General features: G+C 60.6%; 19 protein-coding genes and 1 tRNA gene. 9 read left to right on the top strand and 11 right to left on the bottom strand.

Annotated features, from left to right (window positions below):
* Positions 1–176 precede the first annotated feature (176 nt).
* Complete coding sequence (locus AC1DE4_RS05970; RefSeq protein WP_025660972.1) at positions 177–989, top strand: ferredoxin--NADP reductase; 813 nt, start codon at positions 177–179, stop codon at positions 987–989.
* A 45-nt stretch (positions 990–1,034) separates the two neighbouring features.
* Here AC1DE4_RS05970 and AC1DE4_RS05965 read toward each other — a convergent pair whose 3' ends face one another.
* The 5 genes from AC1DE4_RS05965 to AC1DE4_RS05945 form a co-directional block, all read right to left on the bottom strand.
* Positions 1,035–1,652, bottom strand: a complete 618-nt coding sequence (locus AC1DE4_RS05965) for a GntR family transcriptional regulator (protein ID WP_169683835.1) — start codon at positions 1,650–1,652, stop codon at positions 1,035–1,037.
* 247 nt (positions 1,653–1,899) lie between these two features.
* Positions 1,900–3,108, bottom strand: coding sequence for an ABC transporter permease (locus AC1DE4_RS05960; protein WP_018855009.1), 1,209 nt, complete (start codon positions 3,106–3,108; stop codon positions 1,900–1,902).
* Positions 3,098–3,814, bottom strand: coding sequence for an ABC transporter ATP-binding protein (locus AC1DE4_RS05955; protein WP_018855008.1), 717 nt, complete (start codon positions 3,812–3,814; stop codon positions 3,098–3,100). Before AC1DE4_RS05955 ends, AC1DE4_RS05960 begins: the two co-directional genes overlap by 11 nt.
* A 12-nt stretch (positions 3,815–3,826) precedes the next feature.
* Positions 3,827–5,119: an efflux RND transporter periplasmic adaptor subunit gene (locus AC1DE4_RS05950; RefSeq protein WP_477880458.1), complete on the bottom strand. Its 1,293-nt coding sequence runs from the start codon at positions 5,117–5,119 to the stop codon at positions 3,827–3,829.
* A gap of 367 nt (positions 5,120–5,486) precedes the next feature.
* Complete coding sequence (locus AC1DE4_RS05945; protein ID WP_018855005.1) at positions 5,487–5,678, bottom strand: hypothetical protein; 192 nt, start codon at positions 5,676–5,678, stop codon at positions 5,487–5,489.
* Between the two features lie 443 nt (positions 5,679–6,121).
* Between AC1DE4_RS05945 and AC1DE4_RS05940 the strand changes: the two genes are divergently transcribed.
* A tRNA-Lys gene (locus AC1DE4_RS05940) sits at positions 6,122–6,197 on the top strand.
* 656 nt (positions 6,198–6,853) lie between these two features.
* Here the strand turns inward: AC1DE4_RS05940 and AC1DE4_RS05935 are convergent.
* Positions 6,854–7,060 carry a hypothetical protein gene (locus tag AC1DE4_RS05935; RefSeq protein ID WP_018855004.1) on the bottom strand — a complete coding sequence of 69 codons (207 nt, stop codon included), beginning with the start codon at positions 7,058–7,060 and terminating at the stop codon, positions 6,854–6,856.
* 780 nt (positions 7,061–7,840) lie between these two features.
* Between AC1DE4_RS05935 and AC1DE4_RS05930 the strand changes: the two genes are divergently transcribed.
* Positions 7,841–8,092 carry a GlsB/YeaQ/YmgE family stress response membrane protein gene (locus tag AC1DE4_RS05930; RefSeq protein WP_025660968.1) on the top strand — a complete coding sequence of 84 codons (252 nt, stop codon included), beginning with the start codon at positions 7,841–7,843 and terminating at the stop codon, positions 8,090–8,092.
* A 61-nt stretch (positions 8,093–8,153) separates the two neighbouring features.
* Here AC1DE4_RS05930 and AC1DE4_RS05925 read toward each other — a convergent pair whose 3' ends face one another.
* Positions 8,154–8,435, bottom strand: coding sequence for a hypothetical protein (locus tag AC1DE4_RS05925; protein WP_007793703.1), 282 nt, complete (start codon positions 8,433–8,435; stop codon positions 8,154–8,156).
* A 217-nt stretch (positions 8,436–8,652) separates the two neighbouring features.
* Here AC1DE4_RS05925 and AC1DE4_RS05920 point away from each other — a divergent pair, with 217 nt between their 5' ends.
* The 6 genes from AC1DE4_RS05920 to AC1DE4_RS05895 are packed head-to-tail and all read left to right on the top strand — an operon-like array spanning position 8,653 to position 14,586.
* Positions 8,653–10,545 carry a peptidylprolyl isomerase gene (locus tag AC1DE4_RS05920; protein WP_192241902.1) on the top strand — a complete coding sequence of 631 codons (1,893 nt, stop codon included), beginning with the start codon at positions 8,653–8,655 and terminating at the stop codon, positions 10,543–10,545.
* Between the two features lie 16 nt (positions 10,546–10,561).
* Entirely contained in the window at positions 10,562–11,578 is a 1,017-nt protein-coding gene (gene trpD, locus AC1DE4_RS05915; protein WP_018855001.1) for an anthranilate phosphoribosyltransferase, read from the top strand.
* Between the two features lie 9 nt (positions 11,579–11,587).
* Positions 11,588–12,400, top strand: coding sequence for an indole-3-glycerol phosphate synthase TrpC (gene trpC / locus AC1DE4_RS05910; protein ID WP_113470420.1), 813 nt, complete (start codon positions 11,588–11,590; stop codon positions 12,398–12,400).
* Position 12,401: 1 nt separating this feature from the next.
* Entirely contained in the window at positions 12,402–12,899 is a 498-nt protein-coding gene (gene moaC / locus AC1DE4_RS05905; protein WP_018854999.1) for a cyclic pyranopterin monophosphate synthase MoaC, read from the top strand.
* Positions 12,896–14,119, top strand: coding sequence for a molybdopterin molybdotransferase MoeA (locus AC1DE4_RS05900; protein WP_192241901.1), 1,224 nt, complete (start codon positions 12,896–12,898; stop codon positions 14,117–14,119). The genes moaC and AC1DE4_RS05900 overlap by 4 nt, the downstream gene beginning before the upstream one ends.
* A 50-nt stretch (positions 14,120–14,169) precedes the next feature.
* A complete protein-coding gene (locus AC1DE4_RS05895; RefSeq protein WP_018854997.1) occupies positions 14,170–14,586 on the top strand; it encodes an ACT domain-containing protein in 417 nt (138 codons plus the stop codon).
* Positions 14,587–14,599: 13 nt separating this feature from the next.
* On the opposite strand, the gene AC1DE4_RS05890 is transcribed toward AC1DE4_RS05895, so the two are convergent.
* From AC1DE4_RS05890 to AC1DE4_RS05875, 4 genes are all read right to left on the bottom strand, one after another.
* Positions 14,600–15,295: a class I SAM-dependent methyltransferase gene (locus AC1DE4_RS05890; protein ID WP_192241900.1), complete on the bottom strand. Its 696-nt coding sequence runs from the start codon at positions 15,293–15,295 to the stop codon at positions 14,600–14,602.
* A gap of 14 nt (positions 15,296–15,309) precedes the next feature.
* Positions 15,310–15,741, bottom strand: a complete 432-nt coding sequence (locus AC1DE4_RS05885; RefSeq protein ID WP_062370917.1) for a GNAT family N-acetyltransferase — start codon at positions 15,739–15,741, stop codon at positions 15,310–15,312.
* Between the two features lie 54 nt (positions 15,742–15,795).
* On the bottom strand, positions 15,796–17,670 hold the full coding sequence (locus tag AC1DE4_RS05880; RefSeq protein WP_477880455.1) for a DEAD/DEAH box helicase: 1,875 nt from the start codon (positions 17,668–17,670) through the stop codon (positions 15,796–15,798).
* Between the two features lie 97 nt (positions 17,671–17,767).
* Complete coding sequence (locus tag AC1DE4_RS05875) at positions 17,768–19,627, bottom strand: CHASE2 domain-containing protein (RefSeq protein ID WP_477880453.1); 1,860 nt, start codon at positions 19,625–19,627, stop codon at positions 17,768–17,770.

Here is a 19,627-nt window from a genome sequence, read left to right as displayed (position 1 = left end):
CGCTTCGCCAGCGCAAAAGCGACGAAGCGACGCAAGGGGCAGGAATCCTGACGATGACACGCATATTTCGTGCAAGTCGCATGAGAAAGAATGGATTACCTTTAATCCCGACACTATTTGTAATATCTCGCTGGCATCGATAACATTGTGCGATGAATACGGGATCCGATACCGAAATGAACGCCCCTGCAAAAACCGAAGACTTCGCCTCCCCGATTCCGGCCGGAGTCTATGCCGAAACCGTGCTTAGCGTGACGCATTATACGGACCGCTTGTTCCGGTTCACGATGACGCGCCCGCAGGGTTTCCGTTTCCGGTCCGGCGAATTCGCGATGATCGGGCTGATGGTCGAAGGCAAGCCGATTTTCCGCGCCTATTCGATCGCAAGCCCCGCTTGGGCGGAGGAGCTGGAGTTTTTCTCGATCAAGGTCCCGGATGGTCCGCTGACCTCGCATCTGCAGGCGATCAAGCCAGGCGACCAGGTTCTGATGCGCAAGAAGCCGACGGGCACGCTGGTGCTTGACGCGCTGACGCCCGGCCGTCGTCTCTATATGTTTTCGACCGGCACCGGTATCGCCCCCTTCGCGAGCCTGATCCGCGATCCAGAAACCTACGAGAAGTACGAGGAAGTCATCCTCACGCACACGACCCGCGACGTAGCGGAACTGAAGTACGGCTTCGATCTCGTCGAGGAAATCAAGAACGACGAACTTCTGCAGGAGATAGTCGGCGACAAGCTGCGCCACTACGCGACGGTCACCCGCGAAGACTTCGCCTATCGCGGCCGCATCACGGATTTGATCTCGGCGGGCAAGCTTTTCACCGATCTCGGCGTTCCGCCGCTCGATCCATCAATCGATCGCGGTATGATCTGCGGGTCCTCGGCGATGCTGAAAGATACCAAGGAACTGCTGGAAAAGGCTGGCCTCAATGAGGGCGCAAACAGCAAGCCGGCGGAGTTCGTTATCGAGCGGGCATTCGTCGGCTAAATCAGCCAAGATAGAAGCGTTCACGGCCCCGAAATGGGGCCGTTTTCAATTGTGGCCACTGAGATACTCGATGAGGGCGCCCATCGTCCGGTTGGCGTCCTGGGATCTGCCCTGCTGAATGGCCCGTATGACCTCGACGTGCAGAGAGATGGATTGATCCATCCTGTCGGGACTGCTGGATGCAGACCAGAGCCGACGGGAATGGGTCTGAACCGGTCCGAGCGCCGATGTTATGAAACTGTTCGGGCAGGCTTCTTCCAGGATTTCGTCAAAGGTCTTGTCCGCGGCGAAGAATGCTGCCAAGTCGCCGGTCGTGGCGGACATTTCCATCGTCTGGGCACATTCACCCAGTTCCCTGCGCTGCTCTGATGTCGCAAAGTCGGCTGCCAGGGCGGCAGCGATCGGCTCGAGCTCGCGGCGAACCTGCATGACGTTCTCATGGTCCGTCGGCTTGATTTCGGCCACCTGCAGCCCGACACGCGGCTTCACCACGATGAGCCCTTGCCACGCCAGCTTCTGGATCGCTTCGCGCACCGGCGTGCGTCCGTGACCGGCAAGGTCGATCAGATGCTTCTCGGTAACCAAGGCGCCCGGCTGCAACGTCAGCGTCACGATCGCATGTTCCAGGGTGAGATAGGCACGGTGGCTGAGTGAGTTCTGCATCCGCGTATTCGGCTCCAGAAAGTGTATGCGTGTTGCGAAGCGACTGTAACGTTAATGATATATCAGCGTTCTTTCGAACGGCAAGCCGCGGGAGCGCCTGGATCTTCCGGCGATGCGTCTTCTCAATCACGGTGAAATGGCAAATGGCCTTGCAGCGAGTGGTGACGCAAGAGCGCTGGCCAGCGCCGAGCGCCTAACCCTATGAGGCATGCAGAGCAGCGGCCCGGCCGAAACCAGGCGCCTCCGCTCACTCGTGCCTCAACGCGTCGATCGGGTTGAGCTGCGCCGCACTGCGAGCGGGGAAGTAACCGAAGACCATCCCTATCGCGGCGGAGAACGCGAACGCCACAGCGATCATCGTGGGGCTGACCACGAACGGCACCTTCAGCACGGTCACTGCTCCATAACCAAGGCTGACCCCCAGCAAAATCCCTGCGATCCCACCAAACACGGAGAGTGCCACCGCCTCGACAAGGAACTGCAGCAGCACCTGGTTTTCCAGTGCGCCGATCGCCAGGCGTATGCCGATCTCGCGGGTGCGCTCGGTCACTGACACCAGCATGATGTTCATGATCCCGATCCCGCCGACAAGCAGGCTGATCGCGGCGACCGCTCCGAGCAAGCTGGTCAACAGTGTCGTGGTACCGGTCATTGCGTCAGCAATCTGCGTCATGTCATTGACGCTGAAGTCATCGTCACGTCCCGGTACGATCTTGCGCCGCTCCCGAAGCAGGTTTTCGGTTTCGGTCTGAACTTTCGATGTCGACACCCCGTCGCGCGCCGAGATCACGATCATCTGGACATTGGCGTTCGCTTTGCCGCCGACCCGGCGTTGATAGACCTTAACGGGCATGACGACGACATCGTCCTGATCGTTGCCCATGCCGGACTGGCCGCGCTTGGCAAGGACGCCGATGATGCTGCACGAAACCTTGCCGACGCGAATCTGCTGTCCCGTGGGATCGGCGGCGCCGAAGAGTTGCGAGCGTACCGTTTCTCCGAGGATGCAGCGCGGGCGTCCGCGTTCTTCCGCCGCGTCAAAGGTGCGGCCGATCGCCATGTCCCAGTCCTGCGCGATGAAGTAGTCGTTGTTCGTCCCCATCACGGTCGTCGAGTGGCTCTGCCCGCCGTAGATGACGGTCGCGGTCGTCTGATTGAGCGGCGCCGCGGCGCGCAGGCCATTGACCTGATCGCGAATGGCGTCGACGTCCTTGATCGTGAAGCGGCGTGCTTCCGAGCTTGGGCGACCAGGACCGAACTGACCCGGGCGCGCAAACAGCATGTTGGTGCCGAGCCGTGAAAGCTCGGCCGAAACCTGGGCGGTCGTACCGTTGCCGATCGTCACCAACGCGATGACGGCCGCCACCCCGATGACCACGCCGAGCACCGTGAGGAAGGAACGAAGCATGTTCCGGCTGATCGCACGCAGCGCAAGTTTCAGCGTCTCAAAGAACATGATCCGCCCTCCCGCGATGCTCGACCTCGGTCTCGAGCTTGCCGTCTATGAAACGCAGCAGGCGCTGAGCGTAGGCAGCAATATCGGGCTCGTGCGTGACCATGACGATCGTGATGCCCTGTTCGCGGTTCAGTCGCGTCATCAGGTCCATGATCTCGACGCTGGTCTTCGTGTCCAGATTGCCGGTTGGCTCATCCGCGAGAAGCAGCGAGGGCTCGGTCACGATCGCCCGGGCAATCGCGACACGTTGCTGCTGGCCGCCGGACAGTTCCTGCGTCTTGTGATGCTCACGCCCGGAAAGCCCCACAAGCCCGAGCGCCTCCTTGGCCTTGCGGTGGCGCTCGCTTGCATGCATGCCGCGATAGATCAGCGGCAACTCGACATTCTCCAACGCCGAGGTGCGCGGCAGCAGGTTGAACCCCTGGAATACGAAGCCGAGCATATGACGGCGCAGCAATGTCAGTTGGCTGCGGTCGAAGCCCTGTGTTGAGACGCCTTGGAAAATGTAGTCGCCGTCGGTGGGCACATCGAGACAACCAAGAATGTTCATGGCCGTCGACTTGCCCGAGCCGGAAGGTCCCATGATGGCGACGAATTCGTGTTCGCGGATCGACAGATCCACCCGGTCGAGGGCGCGGATGGCCGCCTCTCCCTGACCATAGATCTTCGAGACCTGCTTGAATTCGATAAGTGCCGGGCTCTGCATCGTGAGCCTCGCCTACTTCGCCTGCGTAGCGTCGGTAATCACCGCATCGCTTTCCTTCAGGTCACCGGAAACGATCTGAGTGAATTGTCCGTCGGAAGACCCCACCTGGATGATCACTGGTGCCGGCTTGCCTGCTTTCAGCAGCCATACGCGCCGCTTTGCTCCGGTCAGGGCTTCGCCTTGGTTGCCGCTCCGTGGCCCCATGCGCGGTGGTCGGAGCAGGCCGAAGATGCCGCGGCCGCGGGGAGACTCTGCAGCCGGGGGGGCATAGCGAAGGGTCGAATTTGGGATCATCAGGGTATTCTCGACTGCCTCAACGGTGACATCAGCCGTCGCGGTCATGCCAGGACGCAGCAACAGGTCAGCATTGTCGACCGACAGGATCGCCTTGTAGGTCACGACGTTGTTCGTGGTCTCGGATGCAAATCGAATCTGCTTGATCTCGGCCGGAAAGGTCCGGTTGGGATAGGCATCAACCGTGAACGTCGCCTTCTGGCCGACGGCAATCTGACCGACATCGGCCTCGTCGACATCGACCTGCAGTTCCATCTTCCGCAGATCGCCGGCGATGACGAACAGCACCGGCGCGGACAAGGACGCTGCGACCGTTGCGCCGGGATCGACCGAACGCGTGAGAATCACACCGTTGATCGGCGAGACGATCGTCGCCTTGGCGAGGTTGACTTCGGCCAGCCGCAGATCGGCCTCCGCAGAGAGCACGGCAGCGACGTTGATGTCCTTCGCGGCAACCGCGGAATCGAACTTGTAGCGCGCATCTTCGAGGCTCTGCTGCGTAGAAACGTTGCTCTGAACGAGGTTGCGGGCTCGCTGGAACGAGCTCTGGGCCGACTCGAGGTCGGCGGTCGCCTTCACGACATTCGCTTTGGCCGAATCGAGTTTCGCCCGCGAACTCTTGACGTCCGCCTCAAGCTTGTTCGTATCGAGAGCGGCAAGAACCTCGCCGGCCTTGACCTCGCTGTTATAGTCGACGTTCACCTCGCGAACCGTTCCCGACAGCTCGCTTGATATATCCACTTGCTCTGTCGGCTGCACGGATCCGGTTGCCGTAACCAGCACGGTCAGGTCGCCGCGTTTGATAGGTTGAGTGGCGTAGCTGTATTGGTTGCCTTCTTGCCGCGCATAGAAATAACCCACCCCGCCGGCCGCAAGAATCAGCAGAAGCAATACCAATAGGCGACCACGCCAACGGCCCTTCGACTGTTTGCGTGAAGCCGCAAGGACGGTCGCCAGGTCGGCGCTCGCCTTGGTCGGCTTGGTTTCGTGCATAGTCTTGACGTCGTTCATTCCGGCCTCGATCAACATGCTGCCAACGCAGCCGCCAGCAAGATGATCATGTCGAAGCTGAACGGCAGATTAGCATCGGCCCGGATTGGCACGAAATGACGGTCGAATGAAATGAAATCTTGGTAATGAAAGTTCAGTTTCCGTAGGCTGAAATGGGACCGAGAGGATTCGCTTTGTATTGGCCGTCGCTCTTAAGCTGGCCTTCGACCTCTTCGATCTGCAGCCGCTGAAACTGCAGAACCGTCGTGGAGAGCTGCAGCCCCTCGCCGGACTGACCGAGTGATGGCCACACCGCAACGGCGACAAAAGCGAATCAACTCGATTTGCTGCAGTCCTTATGCGTTTGATAGAACCATCGATAGAACCATCAATGAACCGGTAGACGCCGCTTGGCGGCCATGAGCAGATCGAGTTCCGTGGCCGATGGCCCGAACTTCTCATAGAGCCGCTTTGCCTCGGTTTCCTCTAGTCTATACTTCCTGGCAAACTCACCGAGGCTGTAAGGTCGCCCGCGCAACACTTTTCGGGTGGTCGTTGTGGGTGTGGTCACGCTGGTCATCGCAGTCTCCTTGTCTGTACAAGGAGCTAGCTAGAGCGTCATGTGACTTTGTGAAGGTATCGACCAGCCTCGGAAAGGATTGATTCGATTAAATCTTTTTCGGTGGAACCTTCTGATCCGTCGCGCATTTATATGCTGAGATTGTGAGCCGAGCCAAGCGGACTCGGCGGCGCGAAAGTATACCCGGATTTTTCCGCTTTCTCCGGGTCGTCAACACTATATTCGAACTTTCGTCCGCCCGGTTCATGACCTCGTTTCCCCCAACTTTTACAAAGCGCCTTCGGGCGCTTTTCTTTTTGGCCGTTTCCAGGGGGCCGCCTTTTCAGGCCCAGTCGCAAGAAATGTGCCTAATGCACAGGGAACGGTGATTTTTTGGTTGACCGCAATGGGGCACCTGCATATGTTCCGCGCACTTCCAGCCGGACGCACCGCTCGGCTTCAGGGAGAGCGTAGCTCAGCCGGTAGAGCAACTGACTTTTAATCAGTAGGTCTCGGGTTCGAACCCCGACGCTCTCACCATGAAATCAAAGACTTAGTATAGTTTGGGACGGCGACTGCCTTGCGTCCTCGCACCACGTTCGTGTCTAATAGCTGCACGGGCGGCCGTTACTAGGTCTGAACCCATCTGCACAGGCTGGATTTACAGAGCGATCGCGTAGATAGGCCGATGACGACCCGATTGATGAGGTCTGATCAGGGTTTGTGGTGCAGGCTGAGGTGATTGTGGAAAGGCCGATCAGCGCCACGGCCGCCAGAAATGTGAGAAATATGTGCGTCCGCGCTCCTCCGGGAGGGCCATTGCTCACCGCCGCGCGCGCAATCTAGCGTGTCATCGCAAGCCCGGGCGAGAATTACGGCGCCCTTTGCCAGGCACAGTTCACGAATCCGCTACCGCCGGCGAGTTCCAGATCCTCTGCGGCATCGCTATGCGGCGTGAGGCACGATGAAGCGAAACTCACCTGATTTTATCCGACAGGTCGCAGATTTTCGTCCTGTAGGTAGTGGGTTGAACTCCACTCCGTGATGTCATCACTCTACTGGCGTGCTGAAACGCTATTCACTACCCCGGTGCCGCGATGCCTGGATGTGCGGAGATCTTTCCTGCGGGCAAATGCTGCTGCCTTGCCCGCAGATCCGGTGTCCTCGTCCTCGCCCCATTAGCAATGTGACGCCTATCAATGCGACGTCGCCTTCCTGCTGGCCAACAACAGAATGTAGTCATCCGCTGCATCCGCTATTGCCATCGCCACTTCCGCCGGCGCCCACCCCTTTAGTTGCGCATCGCGGATGATCTGATGGAGCGCGGGTTCAACATCGGCGCGGCAATCGAGCAGGCGTTGATCATGAGTAGTGTCATTACGAACCGATTGAAGATTAATCATAGCTAGAACCCCTCTCATGTGAGGAAGCTACCATGACATAGATTGCAGGTTGAGCAAGCAAATGCTTAAGGAAACGCGCGATTTCGTTGAGAATGAGCTTTTTCGATGACACAAGGGGGGTCGGCAAAGCGATTCACGGTATAATCAGCCATCTGAAACCATCACGGAAGTGTGATGGATTTTGCGGGCGCCATCCGACGAGAGAGCTCCGGACTCGTCTTCCGGAACAAAACTGATCGCATATTGGTATTATTCCTACGCGACTGATATACCGGAAAGTACGACGATTGGTATGCATTTCCGACGTTGTCGTCAAAACGTGATGACCCCGTGATATGGTGTTTTGTTCGCGACTTGCCAGCTGATGAATTTGTGCCTGCCTGGCGGAACCATTCAGCATCTCTCAAGGCGCACTCGACACCACGTCGAGTGTTTTGCAAAAGGACGTCCAGTGGTTGTGGCTGGGTTAAGGGGGGCCGTCGAAGATTGTTCGGAAAGTGTGTTTGAAGGGATGTGAGGTCGATCGCACGGACTTTGCCGCCGTTGTCCTCGTTTTAGGGCGAACACATTTGCGTTGCGCAACCAAACGGATCGCCTATCTTTTCTCTCGGGGGAATTGAGTCTGACTGCCGGCATTGGACATTTGCGCAGCCTTTGCGTTTGACCTGCCTTACGCTGCCAAAAGCATACCTCTTCTGCCATGCACTGCCCCGGCCGTTACAAAGGCCTCAATTTCCGCCTCGAGCGTTGACTTCGTAGTTTCTCTGGAAGGAAAATCATATGGAAGACGCAGGCGTAGGTTGGGTAGCAGCTATCATTATCGGCGGCATTGCCGGGTGGCTGGCGGAAAAGTTCATGAACAGCAACATGGGCCTGTTGATGAACATCATTCTTGGCATTGTGGGCGCGATCGTTGCGAACGCCATCCTCTCTGGGCTGGGCATCGCGCTTGCCGGCTGGCTCGGGTATTTGATTGCTGGCTTCGTCGGCGCGTGCCTGCTCATTGCCGTTGGGCGAGTCATTCGTCGCTAGTTAAAAACCAAAAGCCGGGCGCCAACACGCCCGGCCCTTGCCTGGTCAAACGCCGTTCGATCTATCGACGGCTCATCAATCCGAAAAGGTAAGCGACGCCGGCTGTCACGGCGAGCGCGAAGATAGGTTCCTCCCTTACCTTGTCGCGCAGCCGCTCCGTCATGACCGATGCCTCGTCGGCGACGGCGGTCTTGGCGCCGTGTCCAAGCGCCACAACGCTTTCGGACAGGCGTGCAAGGTCTTCGCGCAATGCGGCGACCTGTGCGGAAAGATCGTCTGCCGCGATCTCCGCCTTCACACGCGCGGTTGCGGACTGGGCGGAGGCGGTTTTCATATCGGCCATGGTCTGCTCCTCTTTTTCCGGATGCTCTTCAACGAATTAGTGCTGGGAAAGGTTCCGATGTCCGGTCTCTTTTGCGGCGCCAGGCGCTCCAGTATGACTGCACATATAGCGCAGATGTTTTCGTGCGATAACCCTTCATTTCCTGCTGGCTTTGTTCTAAGGAACGTCAAAAGCTTTGCCCGCGAACGGGCGAATATAATGCGAGGTTTGCGTTTCGATGTTCGATCTTCTGCGAAGAGCTGCTCACACCTGGGTTGCCAAGCTCCTCATGCTGCTACTTGTCGCCTCTTTTGGTATTTGGGGCGTGTCGCGCTCACTGATATCGGGCGGCACGAGCACGACGGTTGTCAGCGTCGGAGACCAGCACGTCGACGTCAACGAGTTTCGCCTGGCCTACCAGCGGCAGGTCGCAAATCTCAGCCAGCAGTTCGGCATGCGCCTGACACCCGAGCAGGCCCGGGCCTTCGGTGTGGAGCAGCAGGTTCTGGCACAGTTGGTCGCCGGCGCATCGCTCGATCAGTTGGCGGAAGACATGAACCTTGGCCTGTCGCAGGATCGGCTTGCGCAGCTGATCGGCGACGATCCAGCCTTCAAGGCGGTGAATGGCCAGTTCGACCGTACCCTCTTTACGTCGCGCCTGCGCAATGCCGGCATCCGCGAAGATGATTACATCAAGGAGCGCAGCAAGGTCGCCGTTCGGAGCCAGATCGTCGATGCAGTATCGAACGGCTTCACGGCGCCGAAAACGCTCGTCGATGCGCTCAAGCTTTACCGCCAGGAAAGTCGCGGTATCGATTACCTGCTGCTGACCAACGCCAATATCGAGCCGATCAAGGCGCCTGCCGAGGATGTCCTCGCCAAGTGGTTCGAAGGCGCCAAGACGCGCTTCCGCGCGCCGGAATACCGCAAGATCGCGTTCCTGAAGCTGCAACCGGAAGACATCGCCGATGCCGCCTCCGTTACGGACGACCAGATCCGCGAGGATTTCGAAAAGCGAAAGGAGAGCTTCCGCACGCCAGAGGCCCGTACGATCGAGCAGTTGACCTTCCAGAACAAGGATCTTGCCAATGCCGCGCTGGCCGCGCTGAAGACCGGCACGACGTTCGATCAACTGGTGACCGATCAGGGCAAGACGGCAGCGGACGTGTTCCTGGGCGAGTTCTCCAAGGACAAGGTGCCGGATCAGGCGATCGCGGATGCGGCCTTCGCCGTCTCGAAGGATGGCGGAACGACGCCCGTTGTCGATGGCACCTTCGGCCCGGTCATCGTCCGTGTCAGCAACATCAAGCCCGAGAGCGTCAAGACCCTTGACGAGGTCAAGGAAGAGATCCGCAAGCAATTGGCCGTTTCCAACGCCTCGCAGGAACTCATCAACGTTCACGATCAGATCGAGGATCTGCGCGGGTCGGGCTCGACGCTGGAACAGATTGCAGAGCAGCTCAAGCTCAAGGCGGTCGTGATCGACGCCGTCGATGCGACCGGTCTCGATAGGGACGGCAACGAGGTCAAGGATATTCCGGCCAAGCAGCAGGTTCTTGGGGCTGCCTTCAAGACTGAGGCTGGGGCAGACGCTCCTTCCCTCTCGATCGGCACCGACGGCTATCTTTGGTTCGACGTCCGCGACATCACGCCGGAGCGTGATCGGCCGCTCAGCGAAGTGAAGGATAAGGCAATCGCCGACTGGACCGCCGAACAGCAGAAGCTCGAACTCGCCAAAAAAGCCGAAGAGCTGAAGCAGCAGGCGCAGAAGGGAACGTCGCTGGCCGATATCGCTGCACCGCTCGGCATTACGGTCGAAAGCAAGAGTGGTATCACCCGCGGCACCGACGACGCCGTTCTCGGCAGGGCCGGTGTCATTGCCGCGTTCTCCGGCCCGATCGACACCATTGCCAGCGCCGTTGGTGGCGACCCGACGACGCAGATTCTGCTCAAGGTCACTGAAGTCAACACGGAACCGACGGGTGACGTTCTCAACAACCAGGACCAACAGATCACGTCAACTGCAAACGCTGCCGGCGACGACATTCTCGATCAGATGGTCAACTTGCTGCAGACGCAGTACGGCGCATCGGTCAATCAACCTCTCGCCGAACAGGCGGCAGTCCGCTAAGGGGAACATTAAGCGCATGACCGATCTGAAGCCGCTTTTGGCGAAGGCTGCAAGCCGCGAGCCTCTGACACGTGAGGAGGCCCGCGAGGCCTTCGACATACTGATGTCCGGTCAGGCAACCCCTTCGCAGATCGGGGGCTTCCTGATGGCATTGCGCGTCCGCGGTGAGACGGTCGACGAGATTGTCGGCGCTGTGACGACGATGCGCTCCAAGATGCTGACCGTCGATGCCCCGGCGGATGCAATCGACATCGTCGGGACCGGCGGTGACGCAAGCGGGACCTACAATATCTCGACGCTGGCTGCCCTTATCGTGGCCGGTGCGGGTGTCCCTGTTGCAAAGCATGGCAATCGGGCACTGAGCTCGAAATCGGGCGCCGCCGACAGCCTCGCTGCCCTCGGCGTCAAGCTGGATGTAACGCCCGAGGTGATCTCGCGCTGCATTCGCGAAGCTGGCGTGGGCTTCATGTTTGCCCAGCAGCATCACTCTGCGATGCGTCACGTTGGACCCACGCGTGTCGAACTTGGCACGCGCACCATCTTCAATCTGCTTGGCCCTCTCTCCAATCCGGCCGGTGTCCGCCGCCAGTTGCTTGGCGTTTACGCGCCGCAGTGGGTCGTTCCGATTGCCGAGGTCATGCGCGATCTCGGCTCGGAAAGCGTGTGGGTTGTCCACGGCAACGGCCTCGACGAAATCACCACGACGGGACAGACGAGCGTCGCGGCACTCGAGGGCGGCAAGATCCGCACCTTCGAACTGTCGCCCGCGGATTTCGGCGTAGAACCTTGCCGGCTGGAAGCCATCAAGGGTGGCGACGGCGTGGTGAATGCGGCGGCGCTGCGCGACGTCCTGAGCGGCGCAAAGAACGCGTACCGCGATATCGCGCTCGCCAACGCAGCGGCCTCGCTGGTGATCTCCGGCAAGGCTGAGATGCTGAAGGATGGCATGCGGCTTGCTGCGCAATCGCTGGATAGCGGTGCGACGGCGGCAGCCCTCGATAAACTCGTCGCCGTGTCGAACGACATCGACTAGGATAGAGCCATGACCGACATCCTGAAGAAAATCGAACTATACAAGCGGGAAGAGATCGCCGCCGCAAAGACGAAAGTGTCGCTGGCCGACCTGAAGGCGATGCAGGCGGATCAATCGGCGCCGCGCGGCTTCCACCGCTCGCTCGTTGCAAAACGTGAGGCCGGCCAGTACGGTCTGATCGCCGAGATCAAGAAGGCCAGTCCTTCCAAAGGACTGATCAGACCCGACTTCGACCCGCCGTCGCTGGCCAAGGCCTATGAACTCGGAGGCGCGGCATGTCTTTCGGTGTTGACGGACACGCCAAGTTTCCAGGGCGCGCCGGAATTTCTGATGGCGGCACGTGCCGCCTGTTCGCTGCCGGCGCTGCGCAAGGACTTCATGTTCGAGACCTATCAGGTGCAAGAAGCCCGCGCCTGGGGTGCCGATTGCATTCTCCTGATCATGGCGTCGCTTTCCGATGACGATGCAAACCGTCTCGAGGACGAGGCCTTCGGCCTCGGCATGGATGTACTGGTGGAAGTTCACGATGCCGAGGAAATGGAGCGTGCGCTGAAGCTCTCCTCCCCGCTCGTTGGCATCAACAATCGCAATCTGCGGACATTCGAAGTCAGCCTCGAAGTCAGCGAAAAGCTGGCGCCGATGGTTCCAGAGGATCGCCTGTTGGTTGGCGAAAGCGGCATATTCACGAACGCGGATTGCAAGCGCCTACAGGCGGTAGGCATCAACACGTTCCTGGTTGGCGAGAGCCTGATGCGCAAAGAAGATGTTACGGCGGCGACGCGCGCGCTCCTATTCGCCGAAGCCGCTCAGGCGGCCGAGTGATATGAGCGGCCAATCCGGTCTCACGCACATTGATGCCTCCGGCGAGGCGCATATGGTCGATGTCGGCGATAAGGCCGAAACCACAAGGATCGCGACCGCCGAGGGGCACGTGCGGATGGCGACGGCAACGCTCGATCTCATTCGCGCGGGCAACGCGAAAAAGGGCGACGTGATCGGCACGGCGCGCCTTGCCGGCATCATGGCGGCCAAGCAGACGAGCAACCTCATCCCGCTCTGCCACCCCCTGATGTTGACGAAAGTCTCGGTCGACATCACGGAGGATGCCGATCTCCCTGGCTTGCGCGTCACCGCAACGGCAAAGCTGACGGGCAAGACGGGCGTCGAAATGGAAGCCCTGACAGCCGTTTCCGTCGCCTGCCTGACGATCTACGACATGGCCAAGGCCGCCGATAAGGCCATGGAAATCGGAGGCATCCGGCTACTCGAAAAATCTGGCGGCAAGTCTGGAGACTTTCGTCATCCGGAGTACGGCAAATGAGCTTGCTGCCGGTTGCTGAGGCGCAGGATCGCCTGCTGTCGCGTGCTGAGCCAATCGAGACCCTTGAAACAGTCCCCTTGCCGGAGGCCGACGGTCGTGTGCTCGCGACCGATGTTGCAGCCCGGTTGACCCAGCCGCCTTTCGACGCGTCAGCGATGGATGGGTACGCCTTGCGCGGTGACGACGCCCCTCAGCCCGGCAGTCAGTTGAAGCTCATAGGGATGTCGTCCGCCGGGCACGGGTTTGAGGGCGTTGTCGGCAAGGGCGAGACCGTCCGTATATTCACCGGCGCCCCGGTTCCGTCCGGTGCGGATAGCGTCTTGCTGCAGGAGGATGCGGAAAAAATCGAGGGTGGCATCCGCACGACCTTTGCAGTTCGTCCCGGCCAGCACGTCCGGCCTCGCGGCCAGGACTTTCTCGAAGGCGAAGCGGTGCTGAAGGCCGGCACTGTATTGGACTTCTCTCGCCTGACCGTGGCGGCCGGAATGAACCACGCGACCCTTGAGGTCCGGCGCAAGCCGGTGGTTGCGTTGCTTGCGACCGGCGACGAATTGTTGCCACCTGGAAGCTCGCCCGCTCCCGCGCAGATCATTGCGTCTAGCACCTTTGGCATCGCTGCCATGGCCCGCAAGGCGGGCGCCGAGGTTCTTGACCTCGGAATCGTCCCCGACGACAAAGCCGCGATTTCGGCGGCGGTCGAGCGCGCAAGGCGGGCCGAGGTCGATGTCATCGTGACGCTCGGCGGAGCGTCGGTGGGCGACCATGATCTGGTGCAGGCAACGCTGCTCGCATCGGGCATGAAGCTCGATTTCTGGCGGATTGCCATGCGCCCGGGCAAACCCTTGATGGTCGGCAGCCTCGGCGAAACCCATGTCATTGGCCTGCCTGGTAATCCGGTGTCGAGCCTAGTCTGCGGGATCCTGTTCCTTGAACCGTTGATCCGGAAACTGGCCTCGCTGCCACCAGTCAGACGCGAGGCGACCGTAGAGGCGGCTGCGACGCTTCGTGCCAACGACCAGCGGCAGGACTACGTCCGAGCCACGCTGTCGCGATCGTCATCCGGCGCGCTGGCGACAAAGCCGTTCACCAAGCAGGACTCGTCCATGATGAAGATCTTCGCCGAGTCCGACTGCTTGATCGTTCGTCCACCGCATGCACCGGAACTGCCCGCCGGAAGTCCCTGCCCGGTGATAATGCTGAGGCCTGATCTTCTGGGCTGAGTCGTCGAGCCTGCCCTGATTGTTTCCTGGGAACAGAAAGCAGGATTGAGATGACGAAGGAGGCTGTCAAAGACACACAGGCCATGCTTTCGCGCATGACGCCTGCGCTCATGGATGGCGAGTTCGTATTCTGCGTGACCTCAGACGAGGATGTGGCACAGCTTGCTGTTCCCGATGCTCTTGCATGGTTTCGCGAGCACGAAGGGACCTCCCTGATCCTCTCGAGAGGCCGAGCTGCGGAACTCGGCTTTAATTGCGATGCGCCGATGCGGCGTATCGTTCTTGAAGTCTTTTCGTCGCTGGAAGGTGTCGGCCTGACGGCCGCGGTTGCTTCTGCGTTGGCAGCCCGCTCAATCCCGTGCAACATGGTAGCGGCCTACCATCACGATCATGTCTTCGTTCCAGTCGCCATGGCGGATTTGGCGCTCGAGATCTTGCTTAAACTACAAGAAACGTCGTCGGCCTAAACGCCGTCTTTGATCAGCGGGCGTCCGCCAGAGTGAACACCCCGCCGATCGCCCCCTGCCCGGTCGAACCGTCGCCGAAATCGGGGACAGCGTATTCAGCGACTAGGTTTAGGGCTGCGAGTGGCAGCGACTGCCTGCGTGGATCTCCGATGAGCACATCGACGCCTGCCTTGCGACTGGCCGCAAGGAACGGCAAAACCCTCCCGGCAAGCTGGGGATTGTAGAAGACGTCCCCAGCGAGGATGACATCGACATCCGGCGGTGGGCCGGCAAGCACGTCAGCGCTCGTCACTTCGATCGCGACGCCGTTCGCTGCCGCGTTGAGGCCGATCGCCGCGATAGCGTTCGTGTCGATCTCGGCTGCGATCACGAGGGATGCTCCGCATTTTCGGGCCACGATCCCGACGATGCCGGACCCTGCGCCGAGATCGAGGACGCGGCGGCCACTAACGATGTCCGGATAATTCAGAATATGCCGAGCGAGCAGCGTTCCACCAGCCCAGTTGTAGGCCCAGTACGGCGGCGCATCCTCCGCGTCGCTGGTTCTGAGGCGCGACAGCCCACTGCCGGGATGAGCCGTGTAGAGAACTATCTCCTGCAGGCCGGGTGCGGGTTTCAGGTGAAGGTTTTCGACGATAAAGGCGCGGACATCCCGCGGAAATAAAGCATCGCGATTTGGTTCAGCCTCAGGATGGCGGTGTCCGCTCATTCCGCTCGGCCGGATCAATAATTCTTCATCGCCAGATGCGGTATGCCGCCATCAGGGAATTCGTCGCCGAAGGCGGCAAATCCGAAGCGTTCGTAGAGTGCTATTTTATCGCTTTGTGCCGTCAGATAAAACCGGTTCTCACGGGCAGATCGGTGCTCGTTCATCGCATAGGTCAACATCGCGCTTGCGACACCATGTCCGCGCCATGCCTTGCCGACGGCGACGCGGCCTATCTTCACATGCTCGTTCGCATGGATGATCCGGAGCGTCCCGCAGACCTCACCGCCTGCAACCGCGACGACATGATGCGCAGTAAGATCAAGCGCATCGAATTCTTCATCGGCGGGTACATTCTGTTCGGCTACAAAGACCGCGCGCCGGAGCTTGAACGCCTCATTGCAAAGGGTACTGAAAACAGGAACCGTTAAAACGATGGTATCTGCCATTGTCCTCTCCGCGGGTTCAAGCGGCGACGCAAGGCTGCGCCGCCGGTGGGATCATTATGCCTTCTTTTTCGAGAACTTGGGCTTAGGGCCGCTGCCGCCCTTGCCCTCGAACTTCGGCTTGCCCGGCTTCTTGCCCCAAGGCTTCGAGTCGCGTCGCTCGTCGCTCCCGCCCTCGCCGCGGGCTTCCTTGCGGAAATTGCCTTTGGGGCGCTCATCCGTGAATTCACGACGCTCGCCAAAGGCCTTCTTGCCGGCATAGGGTTTTGCGGCGGCAGGTTTGCTGAAATCAGGCGTGCCGTTCAGCGGCGTCACGCGGATGCCGCGCTCCATCGTCTTGTTTGGACCGATCGACTGCAGGAAGCTGTCGGCGCTGGCCGCGGAAATCTCGACGTAGGTTTCCTCGGGCTGCATCTTGATCGCGCCGATCTCGCGCTTGGTCAGATTGCCGTTCCGACAAAGCATCGGGATCAACCATCGCGGCTCTGCATTCTGCTTGCGACCGACCGAAATCGAAAACCAGACGCTCGCGCCGAAGTCGTCGCGCGGACCTTTCTGATAAGGCTCCCGTAAACTCTCGGCATGCTCGCGGCGCTTGCCGCCACGGCTGTCCTGGACCGAGACCTCGATCAGATCCTCCGGCGCGGACTGGTTCGAACGATAGAGGTTGACGAAGGCAGCAGCGAGCTTTTCGGCGCCATGCGTATCGAGAAGCCGCTTGACCAGGTCCTGGGCTTCCTCGCTCGAGGCTTCATCAAAGACGGGGTCGGCAAGCAGACGGACTTCGTCACGTGCTGTGACCTCCTCTGCTGACGGTGGACGAGCCCAGGCGGCCGAGATGCCGGCGTTGTCGAGAAGACGCTCTGCCTTGCGGCGGAGGTTCAGCGGCACGATCAGCGCGCTGACGCCCTTGCGGCCGGCGCGACCGGTGCGGCCGCTGCGATGAAGCAGGGTTTCGGGATTGGTCGGCAGGTCGGCATGAATAACAAGGTCAAGACCCGGCAGGTCGATACCGCGGGCGGCGACATCCGTTGCGATGCAGACCCGGGCGCGTCCATCCCGCATTGCCTGCAGCGCATGGCTGCGCTCGTTCTGCGTCAGCTCGCCCGACAAGGCGACGACGTTGAAGTTGCGATTGTGAAAGCGGGCCGTCAGATGGTTCACCGCCGCGCGCGTCGAACAGAATACGATGGCGTTGGTCGCTTCGTAGTAGCGCAGGACATTGATGATCGCGTTCTCGCGGTCGCTCGGCGACACGACAAGAGCCCGGTATTCGATGTCGCCGTGCTGCTTTTCCTCGGTGGCCGTTGCGATCCGGACAGCGTTCTTCTGATAGCTCTTCGCGAGTTTCGCGATGGCTGCCGGAACCGTCGCCGAGAACATCAGCGTGCGACGGTCATCGGGGGAGGAATCCAGAATGAACTCCAGATCTTCGCGGAAGCCGAGATCGAGCATTTCATCGGCTTCATCAAGTACAACAGCCTTGAGGCCGGAAATGTCGAGCGCATTGCGCCTGATATGATCGCAGAGGCGACCGGGAGTGCCGACAACGATATGGGAGCCACGCTCCAGCGCACGGCGCTCGCTGCGGATGTCCATGCCGCCGACGCAGCTGACAATCAGCGCGCCCGTCGCTTCATAAAGCCATTCGAGTTCGCGCTTGACCTGCAGCGCGAGTTCGCGCGTCGGTGCGATCACAAGAGCCAGCGGTTCGGCTGCAGGGCCAAAGCGTTCCGCGTCCTGGAGCAGCGTCGGCGCCAGCGCGAGGCCGAAGGCTACGGTCTTGCCGGAGCCGGTCTGGGCCGAAACGAGGGCATCCGACGCGGCGAGCGCCGGGTCGAGCATGGACTTTTGAACCGGCGTCAGCTCGGTGTAACCGCGCTTCACCAACGCCTTGGCGATCGCCGGAACGACGCCGTTAAAATCTGTCATGTTGTCTATCTTTCGGAAGTCTCACGCGCATGTTGCGCCCTGGCCGGCAATTGCCGGTGGAGAAGTTGGCCGTTCCTACTTGGTCAGGCGGCAAATGTCAAAGCGGATGTCCCTGCCATAGCCACACGTCGATGCCTTCGCTTCTGCCACGAATGCGTGCTTTTGCAGGGCCCTCGAGCTGGCCGGCGCGAAGCGGCGCGCTATCGGCGCCTGCCGCCTTCATCAGTGCGGCGCTCAACGCCAGTTCGACACCACACTCTGCCGCGACCTCCATCAGGCGGCTGGCGACATTCACGGTGTCACCGGTTGCGGTAATCTGCTGGCGGCTGCCGGTTCCTAGGCGCGAGGCAACGACCGGACCGCAATGAGCTCCAACCTTGAAACCAGTCTTTCGGCCGCTCAGCGCGGGATGTATTGCAAGCCAGGGACGCATTCGCCCGCACAGGCGAACGGCGCACGCGGCGGCTCGCGCGGCATCGTCATCGGCCGGTTGCGGCAAGCCGAAAAGAATCATCGCTCCATCGCCCATGAAGCTGGTGACCGCGCCGCCGTGCGAGCGCGCCTCTTCGTCGACCAATTCAAAAAAGTCGCTGAGAACTTCGCGGACATTCGTCGCGCCGATTGCTTCGCTCAAGCCGGTGAAGCCGGAGAGGTCGATGAAGACGACTGCGGCGTCTTGCCGGACCGGCTTTGCGAGAAAGTTGGGATCGCGGGCGAGCCACTCTCCCAGGCCCGGGGCCTCGATGCGCTGCAGGAGGTCGCTTTGCGCCGCAAAGTGTGCGGCCTGGCGACGATCCATCCAGATCTCGGCGGCGCCGAAAAGCAGCACGGGCGGCAGCGCCGCTGCGATTGGCAATGCCGCACTGAACCAATAGCCGTGCGCGTAGGCGACAACGTTCAGGGCGGCCCATGCAAGCGCCGCCGACGCAATGATAGCGTAGCCGATGGCGCTGCGTCGCCACGCAAGCAGGCTGATCAACAGCACCGGCAGACCCACCGCGATCAGCGAATCGAGCAGGCGCACATTGCGGTCCCTGATGATGCCGTCGCCAGCAATCAGATGCGTCGCTGCCGTCGCCATCACCTCGACGCCCGGCAATACCGGATCGAATGGGGTTGGGAAGACGTCGCCACCGCCCGTCACCGTGGAGCCGATCACGACGATCTTGTCCTCTATTGCCTTGGCGGGGAGGTTGCCGGCCAGCACATCCGCCGCGCTGAATGTCGGAATGGTGCCGCGTGGACCATAGAAGGTGATCGGCAGGCGCTGCCCGTTGTCGGTCGGCAGATGCCGATCGCCGAGCGCAAGCCCGCCAGGCGAGAATGCCGGATTGATACCCAGTGCCAGTGACGCCACCCGCAACGGAAATGAGGCATCGACTCGTGCGCCGCCACGCGAGATCAGCGGAATGAAACGCGGTGTGCCTGACTCGTCGGTGGCGACGTTGACGACGCCAATAGCAGCAACGTCGGAAAAGCGACTTAGAGGCAACAGCATCTGGCTGGCTGCCGGTATCGCTGCCAGCGGATCATTGGCGTCGTGATCGACCGCCTGTGTGTCTTTCGGGAAGACGCCTGCGGCGGCGATCACGCTGGGGCTCTGATGGAGCGCCACGGCAAGCGCCGCATCTCCCTCTTCTGGTCCGGGATCAACCAGCAAAAGATCAAGTGCGATGACCTTCGGCTTGAAGGCGCCGACGGCGGCAACCACGCGGGCAAGCGTTGCCCGATTGAGAGGATAGCCGTTGTCGACGGCAGTCTGGTCGTCAATCGCAACAATGCTGGTAACCGGCGGAGGCTCCTTTGCGCCGATCACCGTGCTTCGCACGTCAGTAAGGGAAGCTTCGAGGCGGTCGAGGAAACTCATGCTTCCCGAAAGATGCATATAGCCGAGGAGGCCGCCCCAGAGCGCGGATAGCAGCAGAGCAATCGTGACCAGGAGCCGTCTGCCCTGCAT

Source organism: Rhizobium sp. 10N414, assembly GCF_056394785.1.
The sequence above is the reverse complement of the archived record's forward strand: the minus strand, read 5'-3'. Positions and strand labels throughout refer to the sequence as shown.

Coding starts and splice junctions, on each gene's coding strand:
- moaC (WP_018854999.1), top strand. CDS start 12,402: ATGAGCGGCCAATCCGGTCTCACGCACATTGATGCCTCCGGCGAGGCG.
- AC1DE4_RS05965 (WP_169683835.1), bottom strand. CDS start 1,652: ATGCAGAACTCACTCAGCCACCGTGCCTATCTCACCCTGGAACATGCG.
- AC1DE4_RS05935 (WP_018855004.1), bottom strand. CDS start 7,060: ATGATTAATCTTCAATCGGTTCGTAATGACACTACTCATGATCAACGC.
- trpD (WP_018855001.1), top strand. CDS start 10,562: ATGACCGATCTGAAGCCGCTTTTGGCGAAGGCTGCAAGCCGCGAGCCT.
- AC1DE4_RS05880 (WP_477880455.1), bottom strand. CDS start 17,670: ATGACAGATTTTAACGGCGTCGTTCCGGCGATCGCCAAGGCGTTGGTG.
- AC1DE4_RS05955 (WP_018855008.1), bottom strand. CDS start 3,814: ATGCAGAGCCCGGCACTTATCGAATTCAAGCAGGTCTCGAAGATCTAT.
- AC1DE4_RS05950 (WP_477880458.1), bottom strand. CDS start 5,119: ATGAACGACGTCAAGACTATGCACGAAACCAAGCCGACCAAGGCGAGC.
- AC1DE4_RS05885 (WP_062370917.1), bottom strand. CDS start 15,741: ATGGCAGATACCATCGTTTTAACGGTTCCTGTTTTCAGTACCCTTTGC.
- trpC (WP_113470420.1), top strand. CDS start 11,588: ATGACCGACATCCTGAAGAAAATCGAACTATACAAGCGGGAAGAGATC.
- AC1DE4_RS05890 (WP_192241900.1), bottom strand. CDS start 15,295: ATGAGCGGACACCGCCATCCTGAGGCTGAACCAAATCGCGATGCTTTA.
- AC1DE4_RS05895 (WP_018854997.1), top strand. CDS start 14,170: ATGACGAAGGAGGCTGTCAAAGACACACAGGCCATGCTTTCGCGCATG.
- AC1DE4_RS05900 (WP_192241901.1), top strand. CDS start 12,896: ATGAGCTTGCTGCCGGTTGCTGAGGCGCAGGATCGCCTGCTGTCGCGT.
- AC1DE4_RS05925 (WP_007793703.1), bottom strand. CDS start 8,435: ATGGCCGATATGAAAACCGCCTCCGCCCAGTCCGCAACCGCGCGTGTG.
- AC1DE4_RS05920 (WP_192241902.1), top strand. CDS start 8,653: ATGTTCGATCTTCTGCGAAGAGCTGCTCACACCTGGGTTGCCAAGCTC.
- AC1DE4_RS05930 (WP_025660968.1), top strand. CDS start 7,841: ATGGAAGACGCAGGCGTAGGTTGGGTAGCAGCTATCATTATCGGCGGC.
- AC1DE4_RS05945 (WP_018855005.1), bottom strand. CDS start 5,678: ATGACCAGCGTGACCACACCCACAACGACCACCCGAAAAGTGTTGCGC.
- AC1DE4_RS05970 (WP_025660972.1), top strand. CDS start 177: ATGAACGCCCCTGCAAAAACCGAAGACTTCGCCTCCCCGATTCCGGCC.
- AC1DE4_RS05875 (WP_477880453.1), bottom strand. CDS start 19,627: ATGCAGGGCAGACGGCTCCTGGTCACGATTGCTCTGCTGCTATCCGCG.
- AC1DE4_RS05960 (WP_018855009.1), bottom strand. CDS start 3,108: ATGTTCTTTGAGACGCTGAAACTTGCGCTGCGTGCGATCAGCCGGAAC.